The 23,572-nt window shown below is 68.9% G+C and carries 26 protein-coding genes and 1 pseudogene; 11 read left to right on the forward strand and 16 right to left on the reverse strand.

Annotated features, from left to right (window positions below):
- Window position 1: 1 nt before the first annotated feature.
- From ACRDPS_RS09175 to ACRDPS_RS09190, 4 genes are all read left to right on the forward strand, one after another.
- The gene (locus tag ACRDPS_RS09175) at window positions 2-712 is read left to right on the forward strand and encodes a maleate cis-trans isomerase family protein (protein ID WP_431501322.1); all 711 of its coding nucleotides are present in this window, start codon (window positions 2-4) and stop codon (window positions 710-712) included.
- The gene (locus tag ACRDPS_RS09180) at window positions 709-1,428 is read left to right on the forward strand and encodes a maleate cis-trans isomerase family protein (RefSeq protein ID WP_431501323.1); all 720 of its coding nucleotides are present in this window, start codon (window positions 709-711) and stop codon (window positions 1,426-1,428) included. The genes ACRDPS_RS09175 and ACRDPS_RS09180 overlap by 4 nt, the downstream gene beginning before the upstream one ends.
- 170 nt (window positions 1,429-1,598) lie before the next feature.
- On the forward strand, window positions 1,599-2,963 hold the full coding sequence (locus tag ACRDPS_RS09185) for an MFS transporter (protein ID WP_431501324.1): 1,365 nt from the start codon (window positions 1,599-1,601) through the stop codon (window positions 2,961-2,963).
- A 130-nt stretch (window positions 2,964-3,093) separates the two neighbouring features.
- Window positions 3,094-3,777, forward strand: a complete 684-nt coding sequence (locus ACRDPS_RS09190) for a GntR family transcriptional regulator (RefSeq protein ID WP_431501325.1) — start codon at window positions 3,094-3,096, stop codon at window positions 3,775-3,777.
- 40 nt (window positions 3,778-3,817) lie between these two features.
- Here the strand turns inward: ACRDPS_RS09190 and ACRDPS_RS09195 are convergent, their stop codons facing one another.
- A complete protein-coding gene (locus tag ACRDPS_RS09195) occupies window positions 3,818-5,308 on the reverse strand; it encodes an NAD-dependent succinate-semialdehyde dehydrogenase (RefSeq protein WP_431501326.1) in 1,491 nt (496 codons plus the stop codon).
- A 106-nt stretch (window positions 5,309-5,414) separates the two neighbouring features.
- Here ACRDPS_RS09195 and ACRDPS_RS09200 point away from each other — a divergent pair, with 106 nt between their 5' ends.
- On the forward strand, window positions 5,415-6,668 hold the full coding sequence (locus tag ACRDPS_RS09200) for an aspartate aminotransferase family protein (RefSeq protein ID WP_431501327.1): 1,254 nt from the start codon (window positions 5,415-5,417) through the stop codon (window positions 6,666-6,668).
- A gap of 7 nt (window positions 6,669-6,675) precedes the next feature.
- The gene (locus tag ACRDPS_RS09205) at window positions 6,676-6,861 is read left to right on the forward strand and encodes a hypothetical protein (protein WP_431501328.1); all 186 of its coding nucleotides are present in this window, start codon (window positions 6,676-6,678) and stop codon (window positions 6,859-6,861) included.
- A gap of 13 nt (window positions 6,862-6,874) precedes the next feature.
- Here ACRDPS_RS09205 and ACRDPS_RS09210 read toward each other — a convergent pair whose 3' ends face one another.
- A complete protein-coding gene (locus ACRDPS_RS09210; RefSeq protein WP_431501329.1) occupies window positions 6,875-7,066 on the reverse strand; it encodes a hypothetical protein in 192 nt (63 codons plus the stop codon).
- Window positions 7,067-7,188: 122 nt separating this feature from the next.
- A complete protein-coding gene (locus tag ACRDPS_RS09215) occupies window positions 7,189-7,572 on the reverse strand; it encodes a VOC family protein (RefSeq protein WP_431501330.1) in 384 nt (127 codons plus the stop codon).
- A 96-nt stretch (window positions 7,573-7,668) separates the two neighbouring features.
- Between ACRDPS_RS09215 and ACRDPS_RS09220 the strand changes: the two genes are divergently transcribed.
- Together ACRDPS_RS09220 and ACRDPS_RS09225 are read left to right on the forward strand one after the other, a co-directional pair.
- Complete coding sequence (locus tag ACRDPS_RS09220) at window positions 7,669-8,283, forward strand: TetR/AcrR family transcriptional regulator (RefSeq protein ID WP_431501331.1); 615 nt, start codon at window positions 7,669-7,671, stop codon at window positions 8,281-8,283.
- Window positions 8,284-8,345: 62 nt separating this feature from the next.
- On the forward strand, window positions 8,346-8,996 hold the full coding sequence (locus ACRDPS_RS09225; protein ID WP_431501332.1) for a GNAT family N-acetyltransferase: 651 nt from the start codon (window positions 8,346-8,348) through the stop codon (window positions 8,994-8,996).
- A gap of 4 nt (window positions 8,997-9,000) precedes the next feature.
- On the opposite strand, the gene ACRDPS_RS09230 is transcribed toward ACRDPS_RS09225, so the two are convergent.
- Together ACRDPS_RS09230 and ACRDPS_RS09235 are read right to left on the reverse strand one after the other, a co-directional pair.
- A complete protein-coding gene (locus ACRDPS_RS09230) occupies window positions 9,001-9,369 on the reverse strand; it encodes a DoxX family protein (protein ID WP_431501333.1) in 369 nt (122 codons plus the stop codon).
- A gap of 38 nt (window positions 9,370-9,407) precedes the next feature.
- Window positions 9,408-10,532 carry an FAD-dependent monooxygenase gene (locus tag ACRDPS_RS09235; RefSeq protein ID WP_431501334.1) on the reverse strand — a complete coding sequence of 375 codons (1,125 nt, stop codon included), beginning with the start codon at window positions 10,530-10,532 and terminating at the stop codon, window positions 9,408-9,410.
- A gap of 74 nt (window positions 10,533-10,606) precedes the next feature.
- Here ACRDPS_RS09235 and ACRDPS_RS09240 point away from each other — a divergent pair, with 74 nt between their 5' ends.
- Window positions 10,607-11,011: a hypothetical protein gene (locus tag ACRDPS_RS09240; protein WP_431501335.1), complete on the forward strand. Its 405-nt coding sequence runs from the start codon at window positions 10,607-10,609 to the stop codon at window positions 11,009-11,011.
- Window positions 11,012-11,046: 35 nt separating this feature from the next.
- Here ACRDPS_RS09240 and ACRDPS_RS09245 read toward each other — a convergent pair whose 3' ends face one another.
- The 3 genes from ACRDPS_RS09245 to ACRDPS_RS09255 are packed head-to-tail and all read right to left on the reverse strand — an operon-like array spanning window position 11,047 to window position 14,380.
- Window positions 11,047-11,694, reverse strand: a complete 648-nt coding sequence (locus ACRDPS_RS09245) for a response regulator (protein ID WP_431501336.1) — start codon at window positions 11,692-11,694, stop codon at window positions 11,047-11,049.
- A complete protein-coding gene (locus ACRDPS_RS09250) occupies window positions 11,691-12,842 on the reverse strand; it encodes a sensor histidine kinase (protein ID WP_431501337.1) in 1,152 nt (383 codons plus the stop codon). The genes ACRDPS_RS09245 and ACRDPS_RS09250 overlap by 4 nt, the downstream gene beginning before the upstream one ends.
- A gap of 5 nt (window positions 12,843-12,847) precedes the next feature.
- Window positions 12,848-14,380 (reverse strand): nitrilase-related carbon-nitrogen hydrolase, encoded by a 1,533-nt coding sequence (locus tag ACRDPS_RS09255; RefSeq protein ID WP_431501338.1) that lies wholly within the window; start codon window positions 14,378-14,380, stop codon window positions 12,848-12,850.
- Between the two features lie 86 nt (window positions 14,381-14,466).
- Between ACRDPS_RS09255 and ACRDPS_RS09260 the strand changes: the two genes are divergently transcribed.
- The gene (locus ACRDPS_RS09260) at window positions 14,467-14,850 is read left to right on the forward strand and encodes a nuclear transport factor 2 family protein (protein ID WP_431501339.1); all 384 of its coding nucleotides are present in this window, start codon (window positions 14,467-14,469) and stop codon (window positions 14,848-14,850) included.
- Between the two features lie 24 nt (window positions 14,851-14,874).
- Here ACRDPS_RS09260 and ACRDPS_RS09265 read toward each other — a convergent pair whose 3' ends face one another.
- From ACRDPS_RS09265 to ACRDPS_RS09290, 6 genes are all read right to left on the reverse strand, one after another.
- A complete protein-coding gene (locus tag ACRDPS_RS09265; protein ID WP_431501340.1) occupies window positions 14,875-15,861 on the reverse strand; it encodes a glycine betaine ABC transporter substrate-binding protein in 987 nt (328 codons plus the stop codon).
- Window positions 15,861-16,655, reverse strand: coding sequence for an ABC transporter permease (locus ACRDPS_RS09270; protein ID WP_431501341.1), 795 nt, complete (start codon window positions 16,653-16,655; stop codon window positions 15,861-15,863). Before ACRDPS_RS09270 ends, ACRDPS_RS09265 begins: the two co-directional genes overlap by 1 nt.
- Window positions 16,652-17,878 carry an ABC transporter ATP-binding protein gene (locus ACRDPS_RS09275; RefSeq protein WP_431501342.1) on the reverse strand — a complete coding sequence of 409 codons (1,227 nt, stop codon included), beginning with the start codon at window positions 17,876-17,878 and terminating at the stop codon, window positions 16,652-16,654. Before ACRDPS_RS09275 ends, ACRDPS_RS09270 begins: the two co-directional genes overlap by 4 nt.
- A complete protein-coding gene (locus ACRDPS_RS09280; RefSeq protein WP_431501343.1) occupies window positions 17,878-18,519 on the reverse strand; it encodes an ABC transporter permease in 642 nt (213 codons plus the stop codon). The genes ACRDPS_RS09275 and ACRDPS_RS09280 overlap by 1 nt, the downstream gene beginning before the upstream one ends.
- A 151-nt stretch (window positions 18,520-18,670) precedes the next feature.
- Complete coding sequence (locus ACRDPS_RS09285; RefSeq protein ID WP_431501344.1) at window positions 18,671-19,777, reverse strand: extracellular catalytic domain type 1 short-chain-length polyhydroxyalkanoate depolymerase; 1,107 nt, start codon at window positions 19,775-19,777, stop codon at window positions 18,671-18,673.
- Window positions 19,778-20,118: 341 nt separating this feature from the next.
- Complete coding sequence (locus tag ACRDPS_RS09290) at window positions 20,119-20,742, reverse strand: flavin reductase family protein (protein ID WP_431501345.1); 624 nt, start codon at window positions 20,740-20,742, stop codon at window positions 20,119-20,121.
- A gap of 189 nt (window positions 20,743-20,931) precedes the next feature.
- Here ACRDPS_RS09290 and ACRDPS_RS09295 point away from each other — a divergent pair, with 189 nt between their 5' ends.
- A complete protein-coding gene (locus tag ACRDPS_RS09295; protein WP_431501346.1) occupies window positions 20,932-22,323 on the forward strand; it encodes a purine-cytosine permease family protein in 1,392 nt (463 codons plus the stop codon).
- A gap of 46 nt (window positions 22,324-22,369) precedes the next feature.
- On the opposite strand, the gene ACRDPS_RS09300 is transcribed toward ACRDPS_RS09295, so the two are convergent.
- Together ACRDPS_RS09300 and aspA are read right to left on the reverse strand one after the other, a co-directional pair.
- Window positions 22,370-23,287 (reverse strand): LysR family transcriptional regulator, encoded by a 918-nt coding sequence (locus ACRDPS_RS09300; RefSeq protein ID WP_431501347.1) that lies wholly within the window; start codon window positions 23,285-23,287, stop codon window positions 22,370-22,372.
- A 20-nt stretch (window positions 23,288-23,307) separates the two neighbouring features.
- A pseudogene (gene aspA, locus ACRDPS_RS09305) lies at window positions 23,308-23,572 on the reverse strand (aspartate ammonia-lyase); the annotation flags it as partial.

Genomic DNA, 23,572 nt, shown 5'->3' on the forward strand with positions numbered 1-23,572 from the left:
GATGTCCCCTCTAGTACGCATCGCCGTGGTCGTTCCGCACGACATGGTGCTCGACCACGAGCTGTGGCGGTGGGCCCCGGCCGATACCGGCCTGCTCATCACCCGGACCCCCTTCACCGACCGTCCCGTCACGCTCGAGATGGCGGAGGAGATCAGCCAGACCGCGGTGGTGGAACAGGCCGTGCGCGACCTGTCGGCCGCCGAGCCCCACGCCTACGTCTACGCCTGCACATCCGGCAGCTTCGTGCACGGGCGCCGCGGCGAACGACGGCTCGCCACGGCCATGCGCCGCGCCGGAGGCGCTCCCGCGGTCACCACCTCAGGTGCGGTGCTGGCATCGCTCTCCGCGCACGGCGTCTCCCGGGTCGCTGTCGCCACGCCGTACGACGCCGCGCTCTCCGCCCGTTTCGGCAGCTTCCTCGCCGAGGCCGGCATCACCGTCGTGAGCACCGGCGACCTCGGCCTGAGCCACCACATCTGGGAGGTTCCGTACGAGACGACGCTCGGGCTGGTGCGGGCCGCCGACTCCGACGCCGCCGAGGCCGTCGTCGTCTCGTGCACCAACCTGGCGACGTACGACATCATCGGCCGGCTCGAGACCGAGCTCGGCAAGCCCGTGATCTCGGCCAACCAAGCGACCATGTGGGCGGCGCTCCGCCTGGTCGGGCGCACCCCGCCCACCTCCGGAGATCTGCTGGGGCACGCCTCATGACACGCCCGCCGGTCATCGGGCTGCTCTATCCCGGCTACGCGGCCGAGGACGACTTCCCGGCGCTGGAGGCCGCCCTCGGCGGCGCGATCCGGCTGCCGTTGGCCCATACGTCGATCGACCGCGACGAGCACACGGTCGAGGCCCTCCTCGACACCGGCTCAGCGACCAGGCTTGCCGAGGGCGCCGACGCGATCGCGGTCCACTCCCCCGACTCGGTGATGTGGGCCTGCACGTCGGGGAGCTTCGTCTACGGACCGGACGGAGCCGCGGCACAGGTTGCCGCGATCTCCGATCGCCTCGGCGTCCCTGCCTCGTCGACCTCGATCGCCTTCGTCGAGGCGGCCCGGGCCCTCGGCCTCGAGAGGGTCGCCGTCGCTGCCTCCTATCCCGAGGAGCTCGCCGGCCACTTCAGCGCCTTCTTGGCCGCAGCGGGGATCGAGGTGGTCTCGTTCGGCTCCAGCGGCATCTTCACCGCAGCCGATGTCGGCCGCCTCGGCCCCGAGGCGGTGGTCGAGATGGTCCGGACCGTCGACGTCTCCGACGCGCAGGCGGTGCTTGTCCCAGACACGGCGATGCACACGCTGAACTGCATCGATGCACTGGAGACCACCCTCGGAAAACCCGTGCTCACGGCCAACCAGGTCACCGTCTGGGAGGGCCTGCGACTCGCCGAGGCCTCCCGCCCCCTGCCCGGCCTCGGGAGACTGTTCCGGTAGCGTCGATGCGTTACGTAAACCTCCGGTCACCTCTCGCGCGGTCGCCCGCGCGCCCTAGCCAGGGGCGCACGGTCAGCGCTAACGTGACGCAAATTGTTGACAAACTTAATGTCGACACCGCGGGTCAATGCGGTCCCCAGCCATCAATCACACCGAGCAGGTGAGAAGAAATGTCAGGAACCCCCACCATCCCCTCCGACGAGGCACAACCCGACAAGTCAAAGCTCCGAAGAGCGATAACCGGCTCCGCTGTCGGTAATGCGACCGAGTGGTTCGACTACGGCGCCTTCGCCTACGTCGCGACCGAGATCACCGCCAACTTCTTCCCGGAGTTCGGCTTCGCCGGCACGGCTCTGACCTTCGCGATCTCGTTCATCCTGCGACCCCTCGGCGGCATCTTCTGGGGCCCCCTCGGCGACCGCATCGGGCGCCAGCGCGTCCTCGCGATGACGATCATCCTGATGGCGGGCGCCACCTTCCTGGTCGGCTGCCTGCCGACGTACGACACCATCGGTGTCTGGGCGATCGTGCTGCTCGTTCTGCTCCGGGTCGTCCAGGGCTTCTCGACCGGTGGCGAGTACGGCGGCGCCGCGACCTACATGGCCGAGTGCGCTCCCGACAAGAAGCGCGGGTTCTACGGCAGCTTCCTCGAGTTCGGCACGATCATCGGCTTCACCGCCGCCATCGCTGTCGTCTTCATCACCGAGAAGAGCATCGGCCAGGAAGCCATGACCGAGTGGGGTTGGCGTATCCCGTTCCTGATCGGTGGCCCGATCGGCCTCGTCGGCCTCTACATCCGGACCAAGCTCGAGGAGACCCCGGTCTTCCAGGAGCTCGAGACCCAGGACGCCGTCGAGGGCGGCGCCGGGGCCGCGCTCAAGGATCTCTTCTCGCTGTTCTGGAAGCCGATCCTCACCCTGATCGGCCTGGTCGCCGCGCTCAACATCGCCAATTACACGCTGCTGGCCTATATGGCGACCTACCTGCAGGAGGAAGCGGGCTTCAACAGCTCCGACGCCGACCTGCTGGTGATCTTCGGACAGGTCGCGATGCTGGTCTTCCTGCCGATCGCCGGATCCCTCTCGGACAAGATCGGTCGCAAGCCGATGTGGGGTGGCTCCTTCATCGGCCTGATCGTGCTGTCGATCCCGATGTTCCTCCTGATCGGTCAGGGATTCTGGCCGGCGGTCATCGGGTTCACGGTGCTGGGCATCGTCTACGTCGCGCAGCTGGCGACGATCTCGGCGACGTTCCCGGCGATGTTCCCCTCGCAGGTCCGCTACGGCGGCATGGCGATCGGCTACAACATCTCCACCGCCGCCTTCGGTGGCACGGCTCTCTACGTCAACGACGCACTGATCGGCGCCACCGGCGACGTGCTGATGCCGGCCTACTACATGATCGCCGGATCCGTGGTCGGCCTGATCGCGCTCTTCTTCGTCGTCGAGACGGCAGGCAAGTCGATCCGTGGCACCGAGATCCCGGGTACACCGGAGTCCGAGGCCGAGCTGGCCAAGTTGGATGACCACGCCTGATCACTGACGCTGATCGCGTACGAGCGGGTCGGGTGCGTCACATGCTCCCGACCCGCTCGTCGCAATTCGGCCCACATGTAATGATTGTCAACAATCAAACTCTTTTCTCGGAAGCCAATCGGAGACCACGTTGACAGCGACATCGAGCTTCGAACCCGTGCACAAGGAGTCGACGGCCTCGGTCATCGCCCGCCAGCTGCGCACCGCGATCATGGAGCGCACCCTGCAACCCGGGGCACAGCTGAGCGAGACCGCGCTGTCCGCGCAGTTCGGTGTCAGCCGTGGCCCGTTGCGCGAGGCGATGCAGCGCCTGGTCCAAGAAGGGCTGCTCCGCAGCGAGCCCAACCGTGGGCTCTTCGTCATCGAGCTCGACGAGGCAGACATCAGCGATGTCTACGTGGCCCGCGGCGCAGTCGAGAGCGCGGCCGCGACGATGATCGCCAAAGCGCGCGTTCCCGCGGCGCTCCGTGAGCTCCGCGAAGCCTGCCACGCGATGACCAAGGCCCTCGAGCTGAGCGACCCGGCAGCACTGAGCGATGCCGACTTCCACTTCCACGACGTACTGGTGCAGTGCTCCGGCAGCCGACGCCTGGCCAGGATGCATCAGACCCTTATCGTCGAGACGAGGATGTGCCTGACCGCCCTCGAGGGCACCTACCAGCAGCCCCTCGAGCTCGTCGAGGAGCACATCCAGATCGTCGACGCCATCGAGGCCGGCGACGTGAAGCTGACCGTCAAGCGGGTCGAGCAGCACATGGATGAGGCGCTGCGGCGCCTCATCCACGCCGAGGACAACGACGAGGGCTACATCTAGAACGGGCGAGCCCCTGGATCACTCCTGGGTCACACCTGGATCACATCGCGATCCCGACGTACTTGGTCTCGAGGAACTCCTCGATCCCGGTCGGGCCGCCCTCGCGGCCGAGCCCGGAGGCCTTGACTCCGCCGAAGGGCGCCGCGGGGTTGGAGACCACGCCCTGGTTGAGCCCGACCATCCCGGACTCGAGCGCCTCCGCCACCCGCAACCCACGGCGCAGGTCGTTGGTGAAGACGTAGTTCACCAGGCCGTACTCGGTGTCGTTGACCGCCTCGACCACCTCGTCCTCGGTGTCGAACGGTGTCAGCGGTGCGACCGGGCCGAAGATCTCCTCGCTGCCCATCCGCGCGGAGGCGGCTACACCGGTGAGCACCGTCGGCGGGTAGAAGAAGCCCGGCCCCTGGGGGGCGACGCCGCCCGTCAGCACACGGGCGCCACCGGCGACCGCGTCGTCGACGAGGGTCTGCACCTTCTCCCTGGCTGCCTCGTCGATGAGCGGCCCGACGCGTACGCCGGCCTCGACCCCACGCCCGACAGGCAGCTCCGCCATCGCCTTGGCGAGCCGCTCACCGAACTCCTCGATGACCGAGCGCTGCACGAAGATCCGGTTCGCGGCCGTGCAGGCCTCCCCCGTGTTGCGCATCTTCGCGGCCAGCGCGCCAGCGACCGCCTCGTCGACGTCGGCGTCCTCGAAGACGACGAACCCTGCGTTGCCGCCGAGCTCCATCGACGTACGCAGCACCTTCTCCGCGCTCTGCGCGAGCAGCAGCCGACCGACCGCCGTGGAGCCGGTGAAGGAGAGCTTGCGGATCACCCCTGAGCGCAACAGCGGCTCGGTGAGCTCGCCGGGACGACTGGTCGGCAGAATGTTGACAATCCCCTCAGGAGCGCCCGCCTCGCGCAGGATCTCCCCCAGCGCCAGCATGGACAGCGGGGTCTGCTGGGCCGGCTTGATGATGCTCGTGCAGCCGGCGGCGATCGCCGGCCCGATCTTGCGGGTGCCCATCGCCATCGGGAAGTTCCAGGGGGTGATCAGCAGCGCCGGACCGACCGGCTGCTTGGTGATCAGGAACCGGGCCCCGCCCGCCGGCGCGGTCTGGTAACCGCCGTCGATCCGCACCGCCTCCTCGGCGAAGTGGCGGAAGAACTCCGCGGCGTACGCGATCTCCCCCTTCGCCTCGGCCAGCGGCTTGCCCATCTCGAGCGTCATCAGCAGCGCGAGGTCCTCGACCCGCTCGTGCAGGAGCTCGTACGCCGCCATCAGCATGTCCGCGCGAGCTCTAGGAGGGGTCGCTGCGAGCTCCTTCTGGGCCGCCGCCGCGGCCTCGAGCGCCCGCCGGCCGTCCTCCGGGGTGGCGTCGGCGACGGCACAGAGCACCTCGCCGGTCGACGGATCGAGCACGTCGAAGGTGCCGCCGTCGCTCGCATCCACCCACTGGCTTCCGACGAGGAGCCCCTTCGGCACCTCGTCCACGACCCGCGCCTCGGTCGGTGTCCCCGCCCGTGTCCCCGTCCGGTCCTCGCTCATGTCGCCTCAGCCTCCAGATCGCGATTCGACCGTCCTGATGACAGCCGCCCGATGCTCGCCTACTGTAGTGTTTAGTCGGATTGTCGACAATCAACAGGAGCTCACGGTGGCCAACCTCTCCCCCATCCTCAAGCAGGCAACCCCGGTCGTGGCGGCTCGCGGCGAGGGCGTCCTCCTCTTCGACGAGGACGACCGCCGCTATCTCGACTTCACGGCCGGCATCGGTGTCACCAGCACCGGCCACAGCCATCCGAAGGTGGTCGAGGCCGCCCAGCGCCAGATCGCGTCACTGGTCCACGGCCAATACACGACCGTGAAGCACCGACCCCTCCTCGACCTCGTCGACCGCCTCGGCACCGTCCTCCCCCAGGGCCTCGACAGCCTCTTCTTCGCCAACTCCGGCTCGGAGGCCGCGGAGGCCGCGATCCGGCTGGCCCGCCAGGCGACCGGCCGGCCCAACATCGTCGTCTTTCACGGCGGATTCCACGGACGCACCGTCGCGGCCGCCTCGATGACCACCTCGGGCACCAAGTTCCGTGCGGGCTTCAGCCCGCTGATGGCCGGTGTCGTGGTCTCCCCGTTCCCCGACGCACCTCACTTCGGCTGGTCGCAGGAGGAGGCGACGGAGTTCGCGCTGCGCCAGCTCGACTACACGCTGCAGACCCAGAGCGCCCCGGACGACACCGCCGCGTTCCTCGTCGAGCCGGTCCTCGGCGAGGGCGGCTACGTACCCGCCGACACCGCCTTCCTGGCCGGCCTTCGCGAGCGCGCCGACAAGCACGGCATCCTGCTCATCATCGACGAGGTCCAGACCGGGTTCGGCCGCACCGGCGAGTTCTGGGGTCACGACCACTTCGACGCTCGCCCCGACATCATCATGACCGCCAAGGGCCTGGCCTCCGGCTTCCCGCTCTCGGCGATCGCCGCGAGCGAGGCCCTCATGTCGAAGGCCTGGCCCGGCTCGCAGGGCGGCACCTACGGCGCCAACGCCGTCGCCTGCGCCGCGGCCCTGGCCACCCTCGAGGTCATCGAGGAGGAGAGCCTGGTGAAGAACGCCGCCGAGCGTGGCGCCCAGCTCCGCTCGGCCCTGGAGCAGGTCGCCGACAAGCACGAGGCGATCACCGACGTACGCGGCCTGGGGCTCATGCTCGGCAACGAGTTCCGCACCTCCGACGGCGACCCCGACGCCGCCACCGCGACAGCGGCCCAGCAGGAGGCCGCCAGGCGCGGCCTGCTGCTGCTCACCTGTGGCGCCTGGGGTCAGGTCGTGCGCTTCATCCCCGCCCTCGTCGTCGATTCGGCAGCTGTCGACGAGGCCGCCGGACTCTGGGCGGAATCCGTCTCCTCGGTCCTCGAGTAATCACCCGATGGCGACGTACGACCTGGAGCGCCTGCTCCGCTGGGAGGAGGCGGGCGCGACCTGGGAGGCGATCTGGCCCCGTGCCGGCGAGGTCACGATCGTGCTCCGCACCTGCGACAGCGGCGAGGAGGTCGACCGCTACACCTCGGCAGCGGCCGACCTCCTCGGCTATGTGCGGGACTCCCCCGCCTGATCCGGCAACGGCCTCAGCCGCGGTGCTGCATCCGCCGAGGCGACCTGCCCCCGACGACCTGGCTCCCCCGGCCGACGCGCCCCGCGTCCCGGCGCTGGCGACCGCCCGCCGAACGCCGCTGCGCGAGGTCGTCGACCGGCGGCGACACCACCGCGGCGCCCCAGGTGATCCGGCCGAGGTCGAGGTTGTCGTTCGTGCTCGTCATGAGAGTGCTCCTTGAAGTCGAGGCGTGCTGTCCGTGGGCTGCCCACCCGAATGAGGCTGACTGGTCATGGATGACTCTCCTTCGATAGACGGATCGTTTGGTCGGAGCGGGCCGGCGAGGTCTCAGGCGTCAGCGTTCGCCCACTCGACGAGCTGCACGACGACCCCGTTGGGATCGGTGACCTGGAACAGGCGCTCGCCCCACTCCTCCTCGCGCAGCGGCATGGTGATCTCGACACCTTCGGAGCGGAGTCGCTCCTCCTCTGCGGCGAGGCCGGTCACCGTGAACGCGACGATTAGTCCGGATGCTCGCTGATCCCGCTGCTCCGGCGGAAGCACCTCGGTGCCCCGGGCGAGCAGGACGATGTCCAGGGCATCGTCCCGGGTGAGCGAGGCGAACCCATCGGCGGCCATGGCGACCTGATAGCCCAGGTGGTCGGTGAAGAACGCCTGCGAAGCGACGACGTCATCGACCGTGAGCGAGATCGTGCTGGCAGTGATCTGCATGTGGATCCTCTCGTACGAACATTACGACGAGGGCAACTTTAGCCCATGCCCCTAGATGCGTCAAGTACAAATTTATGACTGTAGTAAGATTCCGTCATGGACACCGAGATGGGACTCCGAGAGTCCAAGAAGCTCCAGACCCGCCAAGAGATCTCCGACCACGCCACCCGCCTCTTCATGGAGAAGGGCTTCGAGGCGACGACGATCGCTGAGATCGCGGTCGCGGCCCGTGTCGCCAAGAAGACGGTGACCAACTACTTCACCCGCAAGGAGGACCTCGCCCTCGACCACCACGAGGCGTACGTCCAGGGCCTGGCCGACGCCGTCGCCGACCGCCCCGACGGCGAGTCCCCCACCATGGCTTTCGGCCGTACGCTCCGCGCCGCCCTCACCGACCACGACCCGGTCGTCGGCTTCTCGGGGAAGGACTTCGCCGGCATGATCGCCGAGAGCCCGACCCTCACCGCGCGACTGCGTGAGCTGCACGACCTGCGAGAGGCGGCTCTCGCAGACGCGCTGGCCGACAAGAGCGATGCCCCTGCCGCGCGCACGAGCGCCGCGCTGATCGCCGCTGTCGACCGACTGATCTTCCGGCGCATCCAGGAGCTCACCCTCGCCGGCTCCACCGACGACGAGATCACCACGCTCCTGCTGCCCGAGGCCGAGTCCGCGTTGTCGGCGCTGGAGCGCGCAGACGCGCGCGAGCCCTGATCCGACCGGGCACGACCGATATCCAGTTGCCCCGCGGCGTACGCCCTCTCGATGATGGGCCGATGACGCTGACCGAGGTGTGGCCGCTGTTCGGCCTGGTGATCCGGACCCCACGACTGGAGCTGCGCCTACCCACCGACGCCGAGCTCGTACGGCTGGCGCAGGTCGCCGCGGACGGCGTGCACGAGCCCGGGCAGCGACCGTTCCTGACGCCTTGGGCCGAGCGGCCGCCGCTGGAACGGGCCCGCCACGTGATGCGGGGCGCCTGGTCGAGCCGGAGCGACTGGGAGCCCGACGACTGGAGCCTGGACCTGACCGTCTTCGCCGACGACGCCCCGATCGGCGTCGTGTGGGTCTCTGCGAGCGAGTTCGGTGCCCGGCGCGAGGTGAGCACCGCTTCCTGGCTGGGACTACGACACCACCGCCGCGGCTACGGCACCGAGGCCCGCCTCGCCGCCCTCACCCTTGTCTTCGACCACCTCGGCGCCGCCTATGCCACCTCCGAGGCGTTCCCCGACAACGCCGCCTCTGTCGGCGTCTCCACCAAGCTCGGCTATGAGCCCGACGGCATCTCCCGCGACGTACGCGAGGGTGAGGTGCTCGTCTCCCACCGCCTCCGCCTCAGCCGGGAGCGATGGGAGCTCAACGACCGCAGCGGCATCGACGTCGACGGCGTAGAGGCCTGTCATGAGCTGTTCGGCGTCGCCGAGTAGTCCCTCAACCCTGCCCCGCGGCGTACATCCAGGTGACGACGAGCGTGGCCAGCGACAGCGCGAGCCCACCGATCGGTCCGGCGAGGCCCCGGTCTCCCACCCGCAGGTGCGCACCGATCGCGAGCACGAAGAACACCACGAACCCGGCTGCGGCCAGGATCCCCACGACCGGGACGGCCAGCCCTGCCACCAGCCCGAGGAAGCCGAGGCCGTACGCGGTCCCGATCGGGAAGGTGAGCCACCCCACCGGCACGCCCAGCCGCCGGGCCTGGGTCACCGGGATCCGGTGCGCGGTCAGGTTGAGCACCGCCCCGCCGAGCGCGGCGACCGAGGTGATGAGGGTCAGGGTGAGGTACGCGGCCGTCATGTTCATTCAGACACCAGAGCACCGAGAGCTGTGACACCCGCACCTCACCTGCCCACAAGCAGCCCGGCGATCGCCCCCACGCCTGCGAGCCCGGTGTCGCGCGCGGCGACGGCCGCCGCGTTGTCGATCTGACCGAGGACGCCGACCAGCCGCGACGCCCCCACCAGACCCAACGTCGCCGGACGCCGGCGCCGGTCGTACGCCGCGAGCGCACTCTCGATGTCCAGCTGGTCCGCGAGCCGCGCGGTCAGGACGGCGGCGTCCTCGATCGCCGCGCAGGCACCCTGGCCGAGGTTGGGCGTCGTCGCGTGCGCGGCATCCCCGAGGAGCACGACGCGGCCGTGGTCGAACCGCCTCAGCGGTAGCCGTAGGTCGCAGATGTCCCCGCGGATGACGGCGCTCGCGGGCGTCGCCGCCAGCAGCTGCGGGATCGGCTCGTGCCAGTCGCCGACCAGGGCCGAGACGTCGCCGTGATGGTCCTCGCTGGTCTCCCCCGGCGGCCGGTTCGCGGTGGCGAACCAGTAGGTCCGGCCGTCCACCAGCGGCAGGTGGCCGAACCGTACGCCCGCGCCCCACGTCTCCCCGCCGGAGGTCGATCCTTCGCCGGGCACCGGCTCCGCGGTGATGCCACGATAGGCGGTGTAGCCGGCGTAGCGGACGTCGTCCCGCTGATGCAGGGCCTTGCGGACCGAGCTGCGGATGCCGTCGGCGGCGATCACCAGGTCTGCCTCGAGACGGGTGCCGTCGGTGGTCTCGACGACCGCTCCACGGCCGCCGCTGCGTACCTTCTCGGCCGTCGTGCCGGTGCGTATCTCCGCCTCGCCGAGCGACGCGACCAAGGCCTCGTGCAGCTGAGCTCGGTGCACCATGACCGGGGCCCGCGTGGCAGCCCCCGCACTCGCCTTGGCCAGCCAGCGACCGTCCGGCCGGCGCAGCCCGGCCTGGAGCGCCGGCCGCGCACCGTCGGCGAGGCGTTCCGCGACCCCGAGGTCGGCGAGGATGCCCCAGGCCCGCGGCCAGATCGAGATGCCCGCGCCGACCTCGCCGAGCTCCGGGGCGCGCTCGAGCACCGTGACCTGCCACCCCGTGCGGAACAGCGCGGCCGCCGCGGCGAGTCCCCCGATCCCCGCACCGACCACCAGAGCACTTCGACCCGCTGATCTGTTCACAACTGAAACCTAGCCTGGGCCAGTTGAGTACTCGCACTCATGCCATCCCGGGCCGGATCGGGGACGCTGGAGACATGAAGCTATTCGTACGTCTGGTGGCCATGCTCGGTGGCACCGTCCTCTACACGATCGCCGCGATCAACCTCTTCCCCACCGAGGACGCCAACATCGGCGCCGGCCTGATCTACTTCGCGCTCCTGCTCGTCGTCTCGGCGCTCTGGGGCCTGTGGGACGGCTACCACTCGACGGTCCTTCCTCCCGTGTTCATCCGCTGGGCGCTGGTCGCCATCGTGATCGGTCTCGCATTCCCGATCCGTATCTGGTCGGAGGAGGGCCTCGACTTCGATGTCCTGTGGAGCGACCTGGCAAACCTGGCGCCCTTCGTGGCCGGGCTCGTGCTCGCACCCGCCGCGGTCGGGATCGCCATCGGCCAAGCCCTCAACAGCCCGGGCCGGAGACTTCCGAGCATGCCGCGCTGAGCCGGCCGCGCCTCGGGGCAGACGGTCGAGACAGCTCAGCGGCGGACGATGCCCTCGCGCCATGCGAGCACGGCCAGCTGAGTGCGATCGTTGAGCTGCAGCTTGTTGAGCACATTGCTTACATGGCCCTTGACCGTCTTCTCGCTCAGCACGAGCCGTTCCGCGAGCTGGCTGTTGGTCAGCCCGGCGGCGATCAGCCGCACCACCTCGAGCTCACGGTCGGTCAGGCTGCTGATCGCCTGGCTCGATCGGTCGCGTCCACCCCGCAGCTCATCGATCACCCGTCCCGCGACGCGCGGGTGCAGCACTGCATCCCCGCGGGCGGCGCTGCGGATCGCATCGGCCAGTGCGTCGGATCCGATGTCCTTCAACACGTAGGACAGCGCCCCCGCACGCAGCGCCGGGAAGATGTTCGCGTCGTCGTCGTAGGAGGTGAGGATCACCACCTGGCTGCAAGGACTCGCCTCCTTGATCAGTCTGGTCGCGTCGACCCCGTCCATCCCGTCCATGATCAGATCGAGCAGCACGACGTCGGGGGCGAGCTCGGCGGCCAGCGCGACGCCCTCCTCGCCGGTGCCGACATCGCCGACGACGAGCAGATCGGCCTGGGTCGAGAGGAAGGCCCGTACGCCTTGTCTGACGATCTGATGATCGTCGACGAGGATGACCGAGATCTGCGTCATCTTGGAGCTCCCATCCGTACGGTGACCGAGGCTCCCCGTCCGGGAGCGCTCTCCAGGATCAGCTCGCCGCCCAACGCTTCGGCCCGTTCGCGCATCGAGGCGAGGCCGACGCCGCCTGCCGAATGGTGCGGCTCGAACCCGATGCCGTCGTCGGTGATCGACAGTGCGATAGCGCGACCCTCTGCCAACAGCTCGAGGCGCACCGAGGCGGCCCGGCTGTGGCGGGCGACGTTGGCCATCGCCTCCTGGGCGATCCGCAGGAATGCGTACTCGGCTTCGGGCATCTCGGGCATGTCACCGCTGATGGCGACCTCGGTTCGGATGCCGCTCTGGCCGGACCAGTCCCGGGCATAGCCGCGCAGCGTGTCCGGAAGACCTCGATCCTCGAGCTCGACCGGCCTCAGCTCTTGGATGACCAGGTTCAGCTCCGACCCGGCCTGACGAGCCAGGCGCTCCGCGTGATCGATCGCCTCCCGAGCGCGGCCCGGCTCCCGGTCCAGCAGCACCTGAGCCGTACCGAGCTGCATGATCATCGCGAACACCCGCTGCTTGACGCTGTCATGGAGGTCCCGGGAAAGCCGGTTGCGTTCCTGAGTGACGGCGAGGCGCTGCAGCTGGTCCTGGGCCTCGCGCAGCCTGGCCAGTGCGTCCTCGCCGTCGCTGCGAGCCTGCGCCATCCGTCGCAGTGTGTAGCCGAACAGCCCACACAGCGGAAAGACGCCGAGATTGAAGACGACCGCGAACCAGGCGTTATCGGCGTCTGCCGTGATCGAGGCGACGCTGGAGATCATCCAGAACAGCCCGATCCACACGACCGAGGCGCGATCGCCGAAGACCAGCGGCACGTGAACGCTGAGGACGAAGAAGAGGAACACGAACGACGCGTAGTCCTCGGATCCGAGGAGCACCAGACCGGTGACCATCGCCGTCTGGGTCGAGAACATCGCGACCCTGCCTGCGGTGGCCCTTGCCACCCTCGGTCCGAGCGCGGTCATCGCGCCGACCACAAGACACAGCACCACCGCGACCAGCCTTCGGCCGTTGTCGGGCAGCCCGATGATCCCGAGGGAACCCATCACGGCGAGCGCACCGTAGCTGGACAGATCGAGCAGGCGCGAGGTGCGACGATCCAGGGTCGGCGTGGCCATGTGTGTCACTCCTGTTCCGCGGGTGACGCCGGCCGTCGGCGAACGAGGGAAAGCAGCGTCAGCATAGCCAGCACGACGGCGGACAACAGCACCAGCGCCTCACCAAGGAACGGGTAGGGCGTGTCTCTCCCGCGGATGGGGACGTCGGCCAGCACGGTCACGCGGTCGGCGGCGTAGTAGTCGCCGAAGGCCAGCGTCTCTCCCAGATGGTTCACGATGACCGAGTGCCCGCCGCCAGTCGGCCTCACCATGCTGACCCCGTTCTCGACCGCGCGATAGATCGAGGCCTGGGCGAGCATCGCGTCGATCGGCTGCCAGTCGTTGGCCGGCACCAGGAGGATGTCGGCCCCAGCCCGCCCTGCCTGCCGCACCAGCGCGGGAAAGTCGGCGTCGTAGCAGATCACGGTCGACAAGACCCCGTACGGCGTAGACACCGTCGGCACCGTGCCCGGGCCGGGCTCGTAGACCTGGTTGTCACCGAAGGGATGCACGGTCTTCAGGTAGTCCCAGATCACCCTGCCGTCGGGTCCGATCATGATCGCGTGGTTCTCGGCGTACGGGTGGGTCTGCGTCCGCCGGACAGCCACCGTGCCGAGCTGTAGGTAGATCGCTTCGGCACGGGCGAGGTCACGAGCCCGGTCGACCAGAACCGCCGAGTCTTCGGCCAGCACGAACACCGCGGCCTCGGCCCACGAGACGATCTTCGCGCCGTCCCGCGCCACCCGAGCCGTACGCTCCAGCAGCTCGTCGGCCGCCGGCGTGAACTCGGCTCGGGCCGAACGGCGTACCTGCGGGCTCCCGGCGGCGAGGTCCGCGAGACTCGGGGCGTCCATCGCATCGGTGAGCGCGCGGTCCGCGGCCAATCCGGCGACCCGCACGGTCTCCGGGGCGGGTCGGTCGAACGCGATCCGGGCCTGGCCGGCGGCGAGCACGACCAGGACGAGGACCATCGCCGGGGCGAGGACGCGCCGGGCCTCAACGCGGTTCATCCGGCCCGACCAGACCTCGTTCGCCGATGCCGCGACCCAGCAGACCACAAAGGTCACGCCCCAGACTCCGGTCACCGACACGAGCTGGCGCAGACCTGCACCGACGACGAGGGAGTTGGCCATCGAGCCGAGCGTGCCCAGGCCGGTGAGGCTGATCAGCCACTCTGTCACCACGGCCGCGGCCGGGAAGATCAGCGTCGCCGGCACCCCACTGAGCCGGCGCGCGACCAGCCGGTCGATGAGATATGGGACCACGCTGAAGGCCCCGGTGAGGCCCACGATCAACACCTCGGGCCACTCGAAGATCCCCCGTAGCGCGACGGTCTGGGCCACGCAGGTGGCCAGGATCAGCACCGGCAGGCACACCCTCGTCCGGGCGGTCCGGGCGAACCGGAGCAGGAGGACCGGCGCCATCCAGGCCGCCAGCGGCACGGTTGTCTGCAGCTGCGCGAACGGCAGCAGCGCCGCCCCGATCAGGAGAGGGATCCAAGCGGTTCGCAGTCGAATGTCAGGGGTTTTCACCAGGCCCGTGGCGGCTGTCGGCATCATGGTCACGACGCTAGGAGCGCAAGCCGGCCGCGACATCGGTCCACAGGACCGAACCGACCGCGACCACAGACCCACGAGGAGCTCAGATGACCACCTTCCGCGAGGCGATCGAGGCCAAGGACATGGACGCCGTGGAGGCGATGCTCGCCGACGACGTCGTGTTCACCAGCCCGGTCGCGTTCAAGCCCTACCCGGGCCGCGCGATCACCGCCGCGATCCTGCGCGCCGTGGTGAAGGTGTTCGAGGACTTCACCTACGTCCGCGAGATCCACGACGGCGTCCACCACGCCTACGAGTTCACCGCCAAGGTCGACGGCCTCGAGCTCAACGGCTGCGACTTCCTCACCTGCGACGAAGAGGGCAAGATCGTCGACTTCAAGGTGATGGTCCGTCCGCTGCGTGCCGCCGAGGCCCTCGCTGCCCGGATGGGTGCTCAGTTCGAGGAGATCAAGGCCGCCGCTCAGGGCTGAAGGCGTGGCTGAGGGCGGGCTGAGTCAGCGGACGAGCCCCTCGTCGCACAGCCACTCCCAGGCCACCTCGGACGGTTCGCGTCCGTCGACATCGACCTCGGCGTTGAGCCCGGCGATCACCTCATTGGTCAGCTTCTCCGACACCGGCGCGAACAGCTTCTCGATCTCGGGGTGCTCCTCGAGGACCTGCTGACGTACGACCAGCGAGGCGTTGTACTTCGGGAAGAAGCTGCGGTCGTCCTCGAGCGCCGTCAGATCCAGCGCCTCGATCCGACCGTCGGTGGTGAAGACCTCGCCGAACGTGCAGTCCCCCTTGGCGGTCGCGTCGTAGATCGCGCCGGTCTGCAACGTACGCAGGTTCTCCCTCGGGATCCCCTTCGGGCTGTCCAGCGGCAGATCGTAGGCCTCGAGCATGCCCTTGAGCCCGTCGGGGCGGTTGGTGAACTCCGACTCGACGCAGAAGGTGCGCTCGGCGGGCGGCACCTTGCTCATCTCCGAGAGCTTGGTGATCTTGTACTTCTTCGCGCTCTCGGCGCTGATCGCCATCGTGTAGGTGTCGTTCATCGGCGTCGGCGGCAGCCAGACCAGGTTGTTCTCGCGCAGATCGGCGTCGCGGGTCGCGATGTACTGCTTGCGCTCGTCCGGGATCGGCTTGGCGTTGTTGAGGTAGGTCAGCCAGGCGGTGCCGGTGTACTCCCAGCCGAGCTCCACCTGTCCGGCCAGCTGCGCCTCACGGGCGGCCGCGCTGCCGGGGATGTTGGTGAGGTCCTGGACGTCGGCACCGGCCGACTTGAGCAGGATCACCGTCATCTTGCCGAGCAGGATCTGCTCGGTGAAGTTCTTCGAACCGACCGAGAGGCTGGCGCCATCGAGGTCGATCCCGTCAACCGGTCCGGCCAGCGTGCCGCTCCTCGAGAAGCCGCCCGCGGTGCCGAGTCCGATGCTGCACCCGGACAGCGCGATCGCGACGACGGCGGTGGTGATCGCCAGGGTGAGTCGCTTGGTTCTCATCAGATCCCCTTCGGTCGGAGGACGATCTCGAGCACGCGGCCGACCCACTCGATCAGCAGCGCCAGCAGTGCGATCAGCAGCGCCGCGGCGACCATGACCGGGAACCGGAAGAGCGTGATCCCCGAGGTCAGCGCGCCACCGAGGCCACCGGCGCCGATGAAGGTCACCAGCGCGGCGGTGCCGACGACGAGCACGAGCGCGGTGCGGATGCCGGCCATGATCACCGGCAGCGCGAGCGGGAGCTCGACACGGAGCAGGACCTCCGGCCCCGACATCCCGATGCCCCGGCCGGCCTCGACCAGCGTCGGATCCACGCCCTGCAGGCCGGTGATGGTGTTGCGCAGCACCGGCAGCAGCCCGTAGACCACCAGCCCGAGCACCGCGGTCCAGAAGCCGAAGCCCAGCCAGATGGCCAGCAGCACGATCAGCCCGATCGAGGGTGCCGCCTGGCCGGCGTTGGCCACTGCCACGACCGCCGGGGCGATCGCCCGGGCCCTGCCGCGGGTCAGCAGGATTCCCAGCGGCACCGCGACAGCGACCACGATCACCGAGGAGACCAGGGTGATCACGATGTGATCGCGGAGCTGCTCCCAGATCGCACCCCAGGCCAGCGTGGACTCCTCGATCGAGTCGAGGTCCGCGGTCTGGCGCCAGATCACGAAGCCGATGAAGAGCACGACGACCACGATCGGCAGCACCAGCAGCATGGCGGCGCTCTCGCCGCCCGGCAGCTGGAACCTGGAGCGCCGTACGGTCGTCCCGGTGTCGACGACGGTCGGGTCCAGCGTGGTCATGACCCGGCCTGCGCGGTATCGGCGGCGGCTTCCACTGCGGCGGCTTCCTCTGCGGCCACTTCCTGGGCGACCGCCTTCTCGACCGTACGCATGTGGTCGGTGACGCTCTCGAAGTCGGCGACCCCGAGATACTGGTCTCGGCTGTCGTTGACGATGGCGCCGCCATGGCTGGAGGCCAGCATCACGTCCAGTGCGTCGTTGAGGGTCGCGCGCTCGTCGAGCGTCACCAGCTTCTCCCGGTCGCCGTCCAAGATCGTGTCGCGACGGGCGACCTCGCGCAGGAACCGCCAGGCCACCGGTCGGCGCCGGGCATCGAGGATCACCAGGCTGTTGTCGCCGGCGGCCTCCGCCCGCGCGATCGCCTCACGGCTGGGCTCGCCGACCGTAGCGGTGCCCCAAGCGCGCAGGTCGATATCGGAGACACGCGAGAGGGTGAGCTGCTTGAGCGCCGACCCGGAGCCGACGAAGTCGTCGACGAAGTCGTTGGCGGGCGCGGCGAGGATCTTCTCGGGGGTGTCGTACTGGGCGATGTGTCCACCCTCTTGAAGGATCAGCACCCGGTCGCCGAGCTTGATCGCCTCGTCGATGTCGTGGGTGACCATCACGATCGTCTTGTGCAGCTCGCGTTGGATGCCGAGCAGCTCGTCCTGGAGCCGCTGCCGGGTGATCGGGTCGACGGCGCCGAACGGCTCGTCCATCAGGATCACCGGCGGATCTGCGGCGAGACCGCGGGCCACGCCGACCCGCTGCTGCTGGCCGCCGGAGAGCTCGCGCGGGTAGCGCCCGCGATAGCGGTCGGGCTCGAGGCCGACCAGGTCGAGCAGCTCGTCGACGCGCTCGGCGATCCGCGCCTTGTTCCAGCCGAGCAGCCTCGGCACGATCGCGATGTTGGTCGCGACCGTCATGTGTGGGAAGAGCGATCCACCCTGGATGACGTAGCCGATGTGCCGGCGCAGCTCGTCGGAGCTGCGCCCCGAGATGTCCTCGCCGTCGAGCCTGATGATGCCCGAGGTGGGCTTGATCAGCCGGTTGATCATCTTCAGCGAGGTGGTCTTGCCGCAGCCGGAGGGCCCGACGAAGATGACCATCTCACCGGCGGGCACGGTCAGGCTCAGCGAGTCGACGGCGGCCACCTTCTGCCCGGGATAGCGCTTCACCACCTCGTCGAGCTCGATCGAGATGCCGCTGACGTCGCTGGCCCCATGGGCGGGTGTGGTGGTCATCAGACTCGGATTCCCTTCGAGATTGTCACGCGCCCGACGAGCACGAGCAGCAGGTCGAGGAGCAGCGCCAGCAGGACGACGCCCAGCGTTCCGACCAAGGCATAGTTGATGGCGTTCTTGCCGCCGATCTGGGCCAGCCCGCTGAATATGTAGCTCCCCAGACCAGGGCCGAGGACGTACGCCGCGATCGCCGCGATGCCCATCGACATCTGCAGCGAGACCCGGATGCCGGCCAGGATCACCGGCCAGGCGAGCGGGAGGCGTACGCGGGCCATGACCGCGGCCTCCCCCATGCCCATCCCGCGCGCGGACTCGAGCAGAGCCGGCTCGACCCCCTTGAGGCCGACCACCGCATTGCGCAGGATCGGCAGCACGGCGTAGAAGCAGACGCAGATGAAGGCGGTGGTGCTACCGATGCCCGTGGCCGGCATCAGCAGCCCGACCAGAGCGAAGCCTGGGATGGTCAGGCCGATCGCACTGACCATGTTGGCGGTGCCGCTCAGCCGCGGGATCTTGGTGACGAGCATCGCCAGAAGGATCGCGAGGACCGTGGCCGCGGCGACCGCCAGCACCACCAGGTAGACGTGTTGGAATCCGTCATAAAGGATCTGCTGGTGTCGTTCCGCGATGAAGTCCCACACGTCCTCAACACACCTCCACGACCATTCGCGCTACGTTCGAAAACCGCCTCCACCCAACCACACTCTTGCCGCCGTTCGGTTGATGCGTCACCGAACCGTGACCATAATCGCAGGTCAAACGGCATGAGACACACCCGAGATATCTGCGAGATCAGCAGGTGGTGACCACGTCAAAGCGTCCGGACGCCGACTCCTGCAGCGTCGTCCTGGTGGCGTCACCCTGGCCCATGTAGTCCTCGGAGACGTTCGCGTAGAACGGGTTGTACGGGTCGGTGCCGAACGCGTGGGCGCGTCCTGCCGCCTCGTGCTCGGCGTTGGTCGCCGACCCGCAGAACAGGCCGGGCTCGGTCGGCGGGTCGGTCGGCTCCTCGGTCGGCGGGTCCGTAGGCGGGTCGGTCGGCTCGGTGCCGCGGTCCACTCGGCGGTTGTTGTCGAAGAAGAAGTCGGTGACGTACGCCGGGTAGCTGATCGAGTTCGTGGTGATGTATGCGCCGCCGGGCCCACCACCGGCCGGCCAGTTGTGCCCCATCCCGGTGTTCTGGATCAGCGACACGCGTGGCCCGGCGCCGTCCGACCACAGCGTCCCCGAGCCGGCGGTGTTGTTGCCGGGGAGGCCGGAGAGGGAGAAGCCCGACTGTGCCGATGCGCCGTAGATCCCTGCCATGACCTGGGCGTTCAGGGTGTTGTAGCCGGGCGCGACCGTGGTGTCGTTCGAGCCGTAGATCACCGAGGTGACCTGGGTTCCGAACCCCGACGAGGCGGAGCCGGCGAAGGTCTCGCACGTCTCCGTCGCCTGCGCCCGCGTCACGGCCACGGACCCGATCTGGCCCGCGGTCGTACCCACCGACGGGCCCGCGTTGATGCCGATCCCCGCGAACACGTCGGGCGCGAGGCAGCCCATCACCATCGTCTCGCCGCCACCCGACGAGAGTCCCGAGAGGTAGACCTGGGTGGGGTCGATGTCGAGCGCAGGATCGGCGAGCAGGTCGCTGACCAGCTGGAGAAGGTTGTCGTCGTGCCGGGCCGGCGAGGTCCGGGAGTGGTTGCCGTCGTAATAGTCCCAGCAGCCGAGCAGCACGCCGCCGTTCGGTGCCGCGGGCACCGCCACGACCATGCCCCGATCATCAGCGGTCGCCGCCCAGTTCCCGCCGTCGCGCAGGTTGGTCGACTTCTGGACGCACCCGTGCAGATTGACCATGAGCGCACGCCCGGTGCCGAGCGTCGGCTCGGTGCTGGGGACGTACAGCTCTGTCGTCATCCCACCCACCGTCCGAGCCGTCCACGTGCCCGCGGCCGTGGTGGCGGCGTCCGATGGCGCTACCGCCACGGCTGCCCCGCCCATCACCAGGCCGGCCACCGCGACGGCGGCACCGATTCGACTGTTCCGGAACCATCGAGAACTTCGGAACCCGAGACGCATGCGCGATCCTCCACATCGAAGTCTGGCCCGCGCGGCTCGTCCCGGCGAGCAGACTCAGACGCTAGATGTGACGCACACCACACGTCTATGTATGCCCGCCCCACAATCCCGGTCGGAGGTGTATCGACGCGGGAGTCCCGAGGTCACCGGGTGACCTCGGGACTCCCGCGTTCGCGCCATCACCGGTAGAGCTCCTCGTCGATGCTCGCCAGGCGAGACGGATGGACCCGATCTCCGAGGCCGTAGAAGTGTTGGAAGCTCATCACCAGCGGCCGCCATCGATCGGGATCGATCCGGTTGAGGTGGCCGGCGAGGCGCAAAGCAGGTGCCACCCGTACTGCTGTCACGCCGACCTCCACGGCAAGCAGCTTCGGCTCGCCGAGGTCATGGAGCGATGACACCATCCCCTCCATGTGCACCGGGCACTCCGCGACCGAGGTCGGAAGCACGGTGTCGGACCCATACGGCGTCAGCTTGGCGCGGGCGTACTTGTCCGCCACGAATACGTAGCCCCGCTTGGCCTTGCCGGATGACATCGCCGCGTTGCCCGTGGTCAGGGCGAGCCCGTCGACCTGGGTGACCAGGTCGACGCTGGGAAGGTTGATGACGATCTCCGGCCGATCCCTCAGGTTCTGTGCCGTCTGGGACGATGCACCGATCCCGAGGACAGCCGTACGACCCAGCCAGAACACCGACGACATCGGCATCAGGTTGGTGGTGCCGTCCTCGTTGAGAGTGGAGAGCAAGACAACTGGCGTGCCGAAGTAGAGGATGGCCGGATCGATGTCGACGTGATTATTCATGCCTCGAAACTAGGACGCGGTGCCGGCGACTTCCGGCGGGTATCCGACGCCGCGACCAGCGCTCGGTCTCCCACCCCAAGCCGCCGGTCATCGGTTCTGCTGATGCATTGCGCCAAAAGGATTCGTTTGCCAGAGGACTAGGGCCATCACGACCATGGTGGCGCGCCTCACACCTTTGGAGAATGAACCATGCCAGACCAGCCTGTCGTCGAGAAGCACACCATCGGCTACGTTCCACCGGAAGACCGTCACGGCAAGGTCCGTGACCTCTTCACCCTGTGGTTCGGGACGAACATCGCGCCCCTGCCCGTCGTCACCGGTGCCGCCGGAGTCACCGTCTTCGGCCTAGATCTGTTCTGGTGCGTTGCCGCCATCGTGGTCGGTCACCTCGTGGGCGGGGTCTTCATGGCACTGCACTCGGCCCAGGGCCCGCAGATGGGCATTCCGCAGATGATCCAGAGCCGCGGCCAGTTCGGCTCGTTCGGCGCACTGATCGTCGTGGTGATCGCGGCTGTCATGTACCTGGCGTTCTTCGCCTCGAACATCGTGCTCGCCGGCCAGTCGCTGCACGGCATCGCCGCCCCGGTCCCGGTCGAGGCGGGCATCGTGCTCGGCGCGCTGGGCTCTGGCCTGATCGCGGTGATCGGCTACAAGGTGATCCACTCGCTCAACAAGGTCGCCACCTGGGTCCTCGGCATCGCGATCGTGCTCGGCACCGTCGCGATCTTCGTCTCCGGTCTACCCGCGGGCTTCTGGACCCAGGGCAGCTACAGCACCGCCGGCTTCCTCGCGACCGTGTCGCTCGGCGCGCTGTGGCAGATCGCCTTCGCGCCGTACGTCTCGGACTACTCGCGCTACCTGCCGGCCGGCGTCGGCGTCCGGGCGACCTTCACCGCCACCTACCTCGGCTGCACCCTCGGCTCGATCCTGCCCTTCGCCTTCGGCGCGATCGTCGCGCTGGCCATGAAGCCGGGCATCGAGGTCATGACTGGGGTCCGCGACACCACCGGTGCATTCGGTACGCCGCTGCTCGTCCTGTTCCTGCTCTCGGTGATCAGCCACAACGCGCTCAACCTCTACGGCACGGTGCTCTCGATCATCACCTGCGCGCAGACGTTCGTCGCCAGCTGGATCCCGACCGCCCGCAGCCGCGTGGTGCTGTCCCTGGTCGTGATGGCCGCCTCGACGTACTTCGCCATCGGCGTCTCCGGCAACTTCATCTCGTACTTCGTCGACATCGTGCTCGCGCTGCTCGTCGTGTTGGTCCCGTGGACCGCGATCAACCTGATCGACTTCTACCTGATCCACCGCGGCAACTACGACCTCGACTCGATCTTCGCGGCCGACGGCGGCATCTACGGCCGGTTCAACGGCCAGGCGATCCTCGCCTACGTGATCGGCATCCTCGTCCAGATACCGTTCATGGCGACGCCGCTCTACACCGGACCGGTCGCGGAGAGACTCGACGGCGCCGACCTGAGCTGGATCCTGGGCCTGGTCGTCACGGCGCCCGTCTACTACCTGCTCGCGCGCGGTCGCAAGCTCGCGCCGAGCGAGATGGCGCTCGCCTCGCACGCCTGAGGCACAGCGCCCCAGCCATCAGCAATCCCCCGGCGGGAAGGTCGCCTCAGCGGCCTTCCCGCCGTCGTGCTGCGCGACCCGAGGAGCGGACGAACGCCTGGGCCCGTGCGGTCAGACGCACGCCCTTCATCGAGGCCAGCACGACCTCGAGGGGCTCGACCTCGTCGGTGATCTCGAGGGTGACGATCTGGGCACCGTCGTACGTCGTGTCGCTGGCCGGGCGCTGGTTGAGGACCGACCATCCCTGGCCGTTGGCGACCATCGCCCGCACGGTCTCGAAGCCGGCGCTGCGGTGGCGGATCTGCGGGCGGACGCCGGCCGACTCGACGAGCCGCTCGAAGTACTGACCGCTGTGCGGCAGGTCCAGGAGCACCATCGGCTCCTCCTCGAGCTCAGCGAGCGCGACCTTCTTGCGGCGCGCCAGCCGGTGGCCCTTGCCGATGAGAACGTACGGCGCCGCCAGGCCGACCCGGACGTGGTCGATGTCGTCGTCGAGGTCGTAGCCGTACATCAGCGCCAGCTCGCAGCTGCCCGAGCGCAGCGCATGCTTGAGCGCGGCGTGCTCGTCCTCGACGACGGAGACGTGGATGCCGGGGTGGTCCTGCTCGCAGGCGGCCAGCAGCCGCGGCAGCTCGAACGGGCCCAGGGTGGTGAAGCAGCCGATGGCGAGGTCGCCGACGAGCGCCTGACCGGCGGACCGCGCCACCTCGACCAGCTCGCTCGTGTGCACGAGGTAGCTGCGCAACTCGCGGAAGAACTCCTCGCCCGCCGCCGTCAGGGTCAGCCCGCGCGCGTGGTGGCGCAGCAGCAGCTGGACGCCCAGTTCCTTCTCGAGCTGAGCCACGGCCGTCGAGACGGCCGACTGCGAGACCACGAGCTGCCGTGACGCGGCCGTCATGCTGCCCAGCTCCGCAGCCGCGGCGAAGTAGCGCAGCTGGGTCAGGGTGAAGGACGGCTCGGCCATGCGAGCCATCCTGCCCGAAGTCACTCTCGTTTCGCCCCGGTTGCGCCGTTCGCCACATTCGCGTCGAGGTTCGCGAGCGTCTCGGGACGCAGCAGCTCGTCGAGCACCGCCGGGTCGAGACCACCGGCGGCAAGCGCCAGATCGCGTACGTCGCCCGAACCGCTCAGCGCAGCCTTGGCGATCTCGGCGGACCGCGCGTAGCCGAGCAGCGGGGTCAGGGCGGTGGCGAGCCCGGCGTTGCCGGCGGCCACGGCGGCGAGCTTGGCGGCGTCGACGGTGATCCCG

The organism is Nocardioides sp., from assembly GCF_050699375.1.
Taxonomy (GTDB): domain Bacteria; phylum Actinomycetota; class Actinomycetes; order Propionibacteriales; family Nocardioidaceae; genus Nocardioides.

Bases quoted from the DNA above. Each gene is read 5' to 3' on its own strand.
- ACRDPS_RS09195 (WP_431501326.1), bottom strand. From the start codon at position 5,308: ATGAGCGAGGACCGGACGGGGACACGGGCGGGGACACCGACCGAGGCG.
- ACRDPS_RS09285 (WP_431501344.1), bottom strand. From the start codon at position 19,777: ATGACGACAGAGCTGTACGTCCCCAGCACCGAGCCGACGCTCGGCACC.
- ACRDPS_RS09270 (WP_431501341.1), bottom strand. From the start codon at position 16,655: ATGACCACGCTGGACCCGACCGTCGTCGACACCGGGACGACCGTACGG.
- ACRDPS_RS09220 (WP_431501331.1), top strand. From the start codon at position 7,669: ATGGACACCGAGATGGGACTCCGAGAGTCCAAGAAGCTCCAGACCCGC.
- ACRDPS_RS09265 (WP_431501340.1), bottom strand. From the start codon at position 15,861: ATGAGAACCAAGCGACTCACCCTGGCGATCACCACCGCCGTCGTCGCG.
- ACRDPS_RS09230 (WP_431501333.1), bottom strand. From the start codon at position 9,369: ATGAACATGACGGCCGCGTACCTCACCCTGACCCTCATCACCTCGGTC.
- ACRDPS_RS09295 (WP_431501346.1), top strand. From the start codon at position 20,932: ATGCCAGACCAGCCTGTCGTCGAGAAGCACACCATCGGCTACGTTCCA.
- ACRDPS_RS09210 (WP_431501329.1), bottom strand. From the start codon at position 7,066: ATGACGAGCACGAACGACAACCTCGACCTCGGCCGGATCACCTGGGGC.
- ACRDPS_RS09175 (WP_431501322.1), top strand. From the start codon at position 2: ATGTCCCCTCTAGTACGCATCGCCGTGGTCGTTCCGCACGACATGGTG.
- ACRDPS_RS09290 (WP_431501345.1), bottom strand. From the start codon at position 20,742: ATGAATAATCACGTCGACATCGATCCGGCCATCCTCTACTTCGGCACG.
- ACRDPS_RS09205 (WP_431501328.1), top strand. From the start codon at position 6,676: ATGGCGACGTACGACCTGGAGCGCCTGCTCCGCTGGGAGGAGGCGGGC.
- ACRDPS_RS09240 (WP_431501335.1), top strand. From the start codon at position 10,607: ATGAAGCTATTCGTACGTCTGGTGGCCATGCTCGGTGGCACCGTCCTC.
- ACRDPS_RS09185 (WP_431501324.1), top strand. From the start codon at position 1,599: ATGTCAGGAACCCCCACCATCCCCTCCGACGAGGCACAACCCGACAAG.
- ACRDPS_RS09225 (WP_431501332.1), top strand. From the start codon at position 8,346: ATGACGCTGACCGAGGTGTGGCCGCTGTTCGGCCTGGTGATCCGGACC.
- ACRDPS_RS09275 (WP_431501342.1), bottom strand. From the start codon at position 17,878: ATGACCACCACACCCGCCCATGGGGCCAGCGACGTCAGCGGCATCTCG.
- ACRDPS_RS09255 (WP_431501338.1), bottom strand. From the start codon at position 14,380: ATGATGCCGACAGCCGCCACGGGCCTGGTGAAAACCCCTGACATTCGA.
- ACRDPS_RS09245 (WP_431501336.1), bottom strand. From the start codon at position 11,694: ATGACGCAGATCTCGGTCATCCTCGTCGACGATCATCAGATCGTCAGA.
- ACRDPS_RS09215 (WP_431501330.1), bottom strand. From the start codon at position 7,572: ATGCAGATCACTGCCAGCACGATCTCGCTCACGGTCGATGACGTCGTC.
- ACRDPS_RS09300 (WP_431501347.1), bottom strand. From the start codon at position 23,287: ATGGCCGAGCCGTCCTTCACCCTGACCCAGCTGCGCTACTTCGCCGCG.
- ACRDPS_RS09250 (WP_431501337.1), bottom strand. From the start codon at position 12,842: ATGGCCACGCCGACCCTGGATCGTCGCACCTCGCGCCTGCTCGATCTG.
- ACRDPS_RS09180 (WP_431501323.1), top strand. From the start codon at position 709: ATGACACGCCCGCCGGTCATCGGGCTGCTCTATCCCGGCTACGCGGCC.
- ACRDPS_RS09260 (WP_431501339.1), top strand. From the start codon at position 14,467: ATGACCACCTTCCGCGAGGCGATCGAGGCCAAGGACATGGACGCCGTG.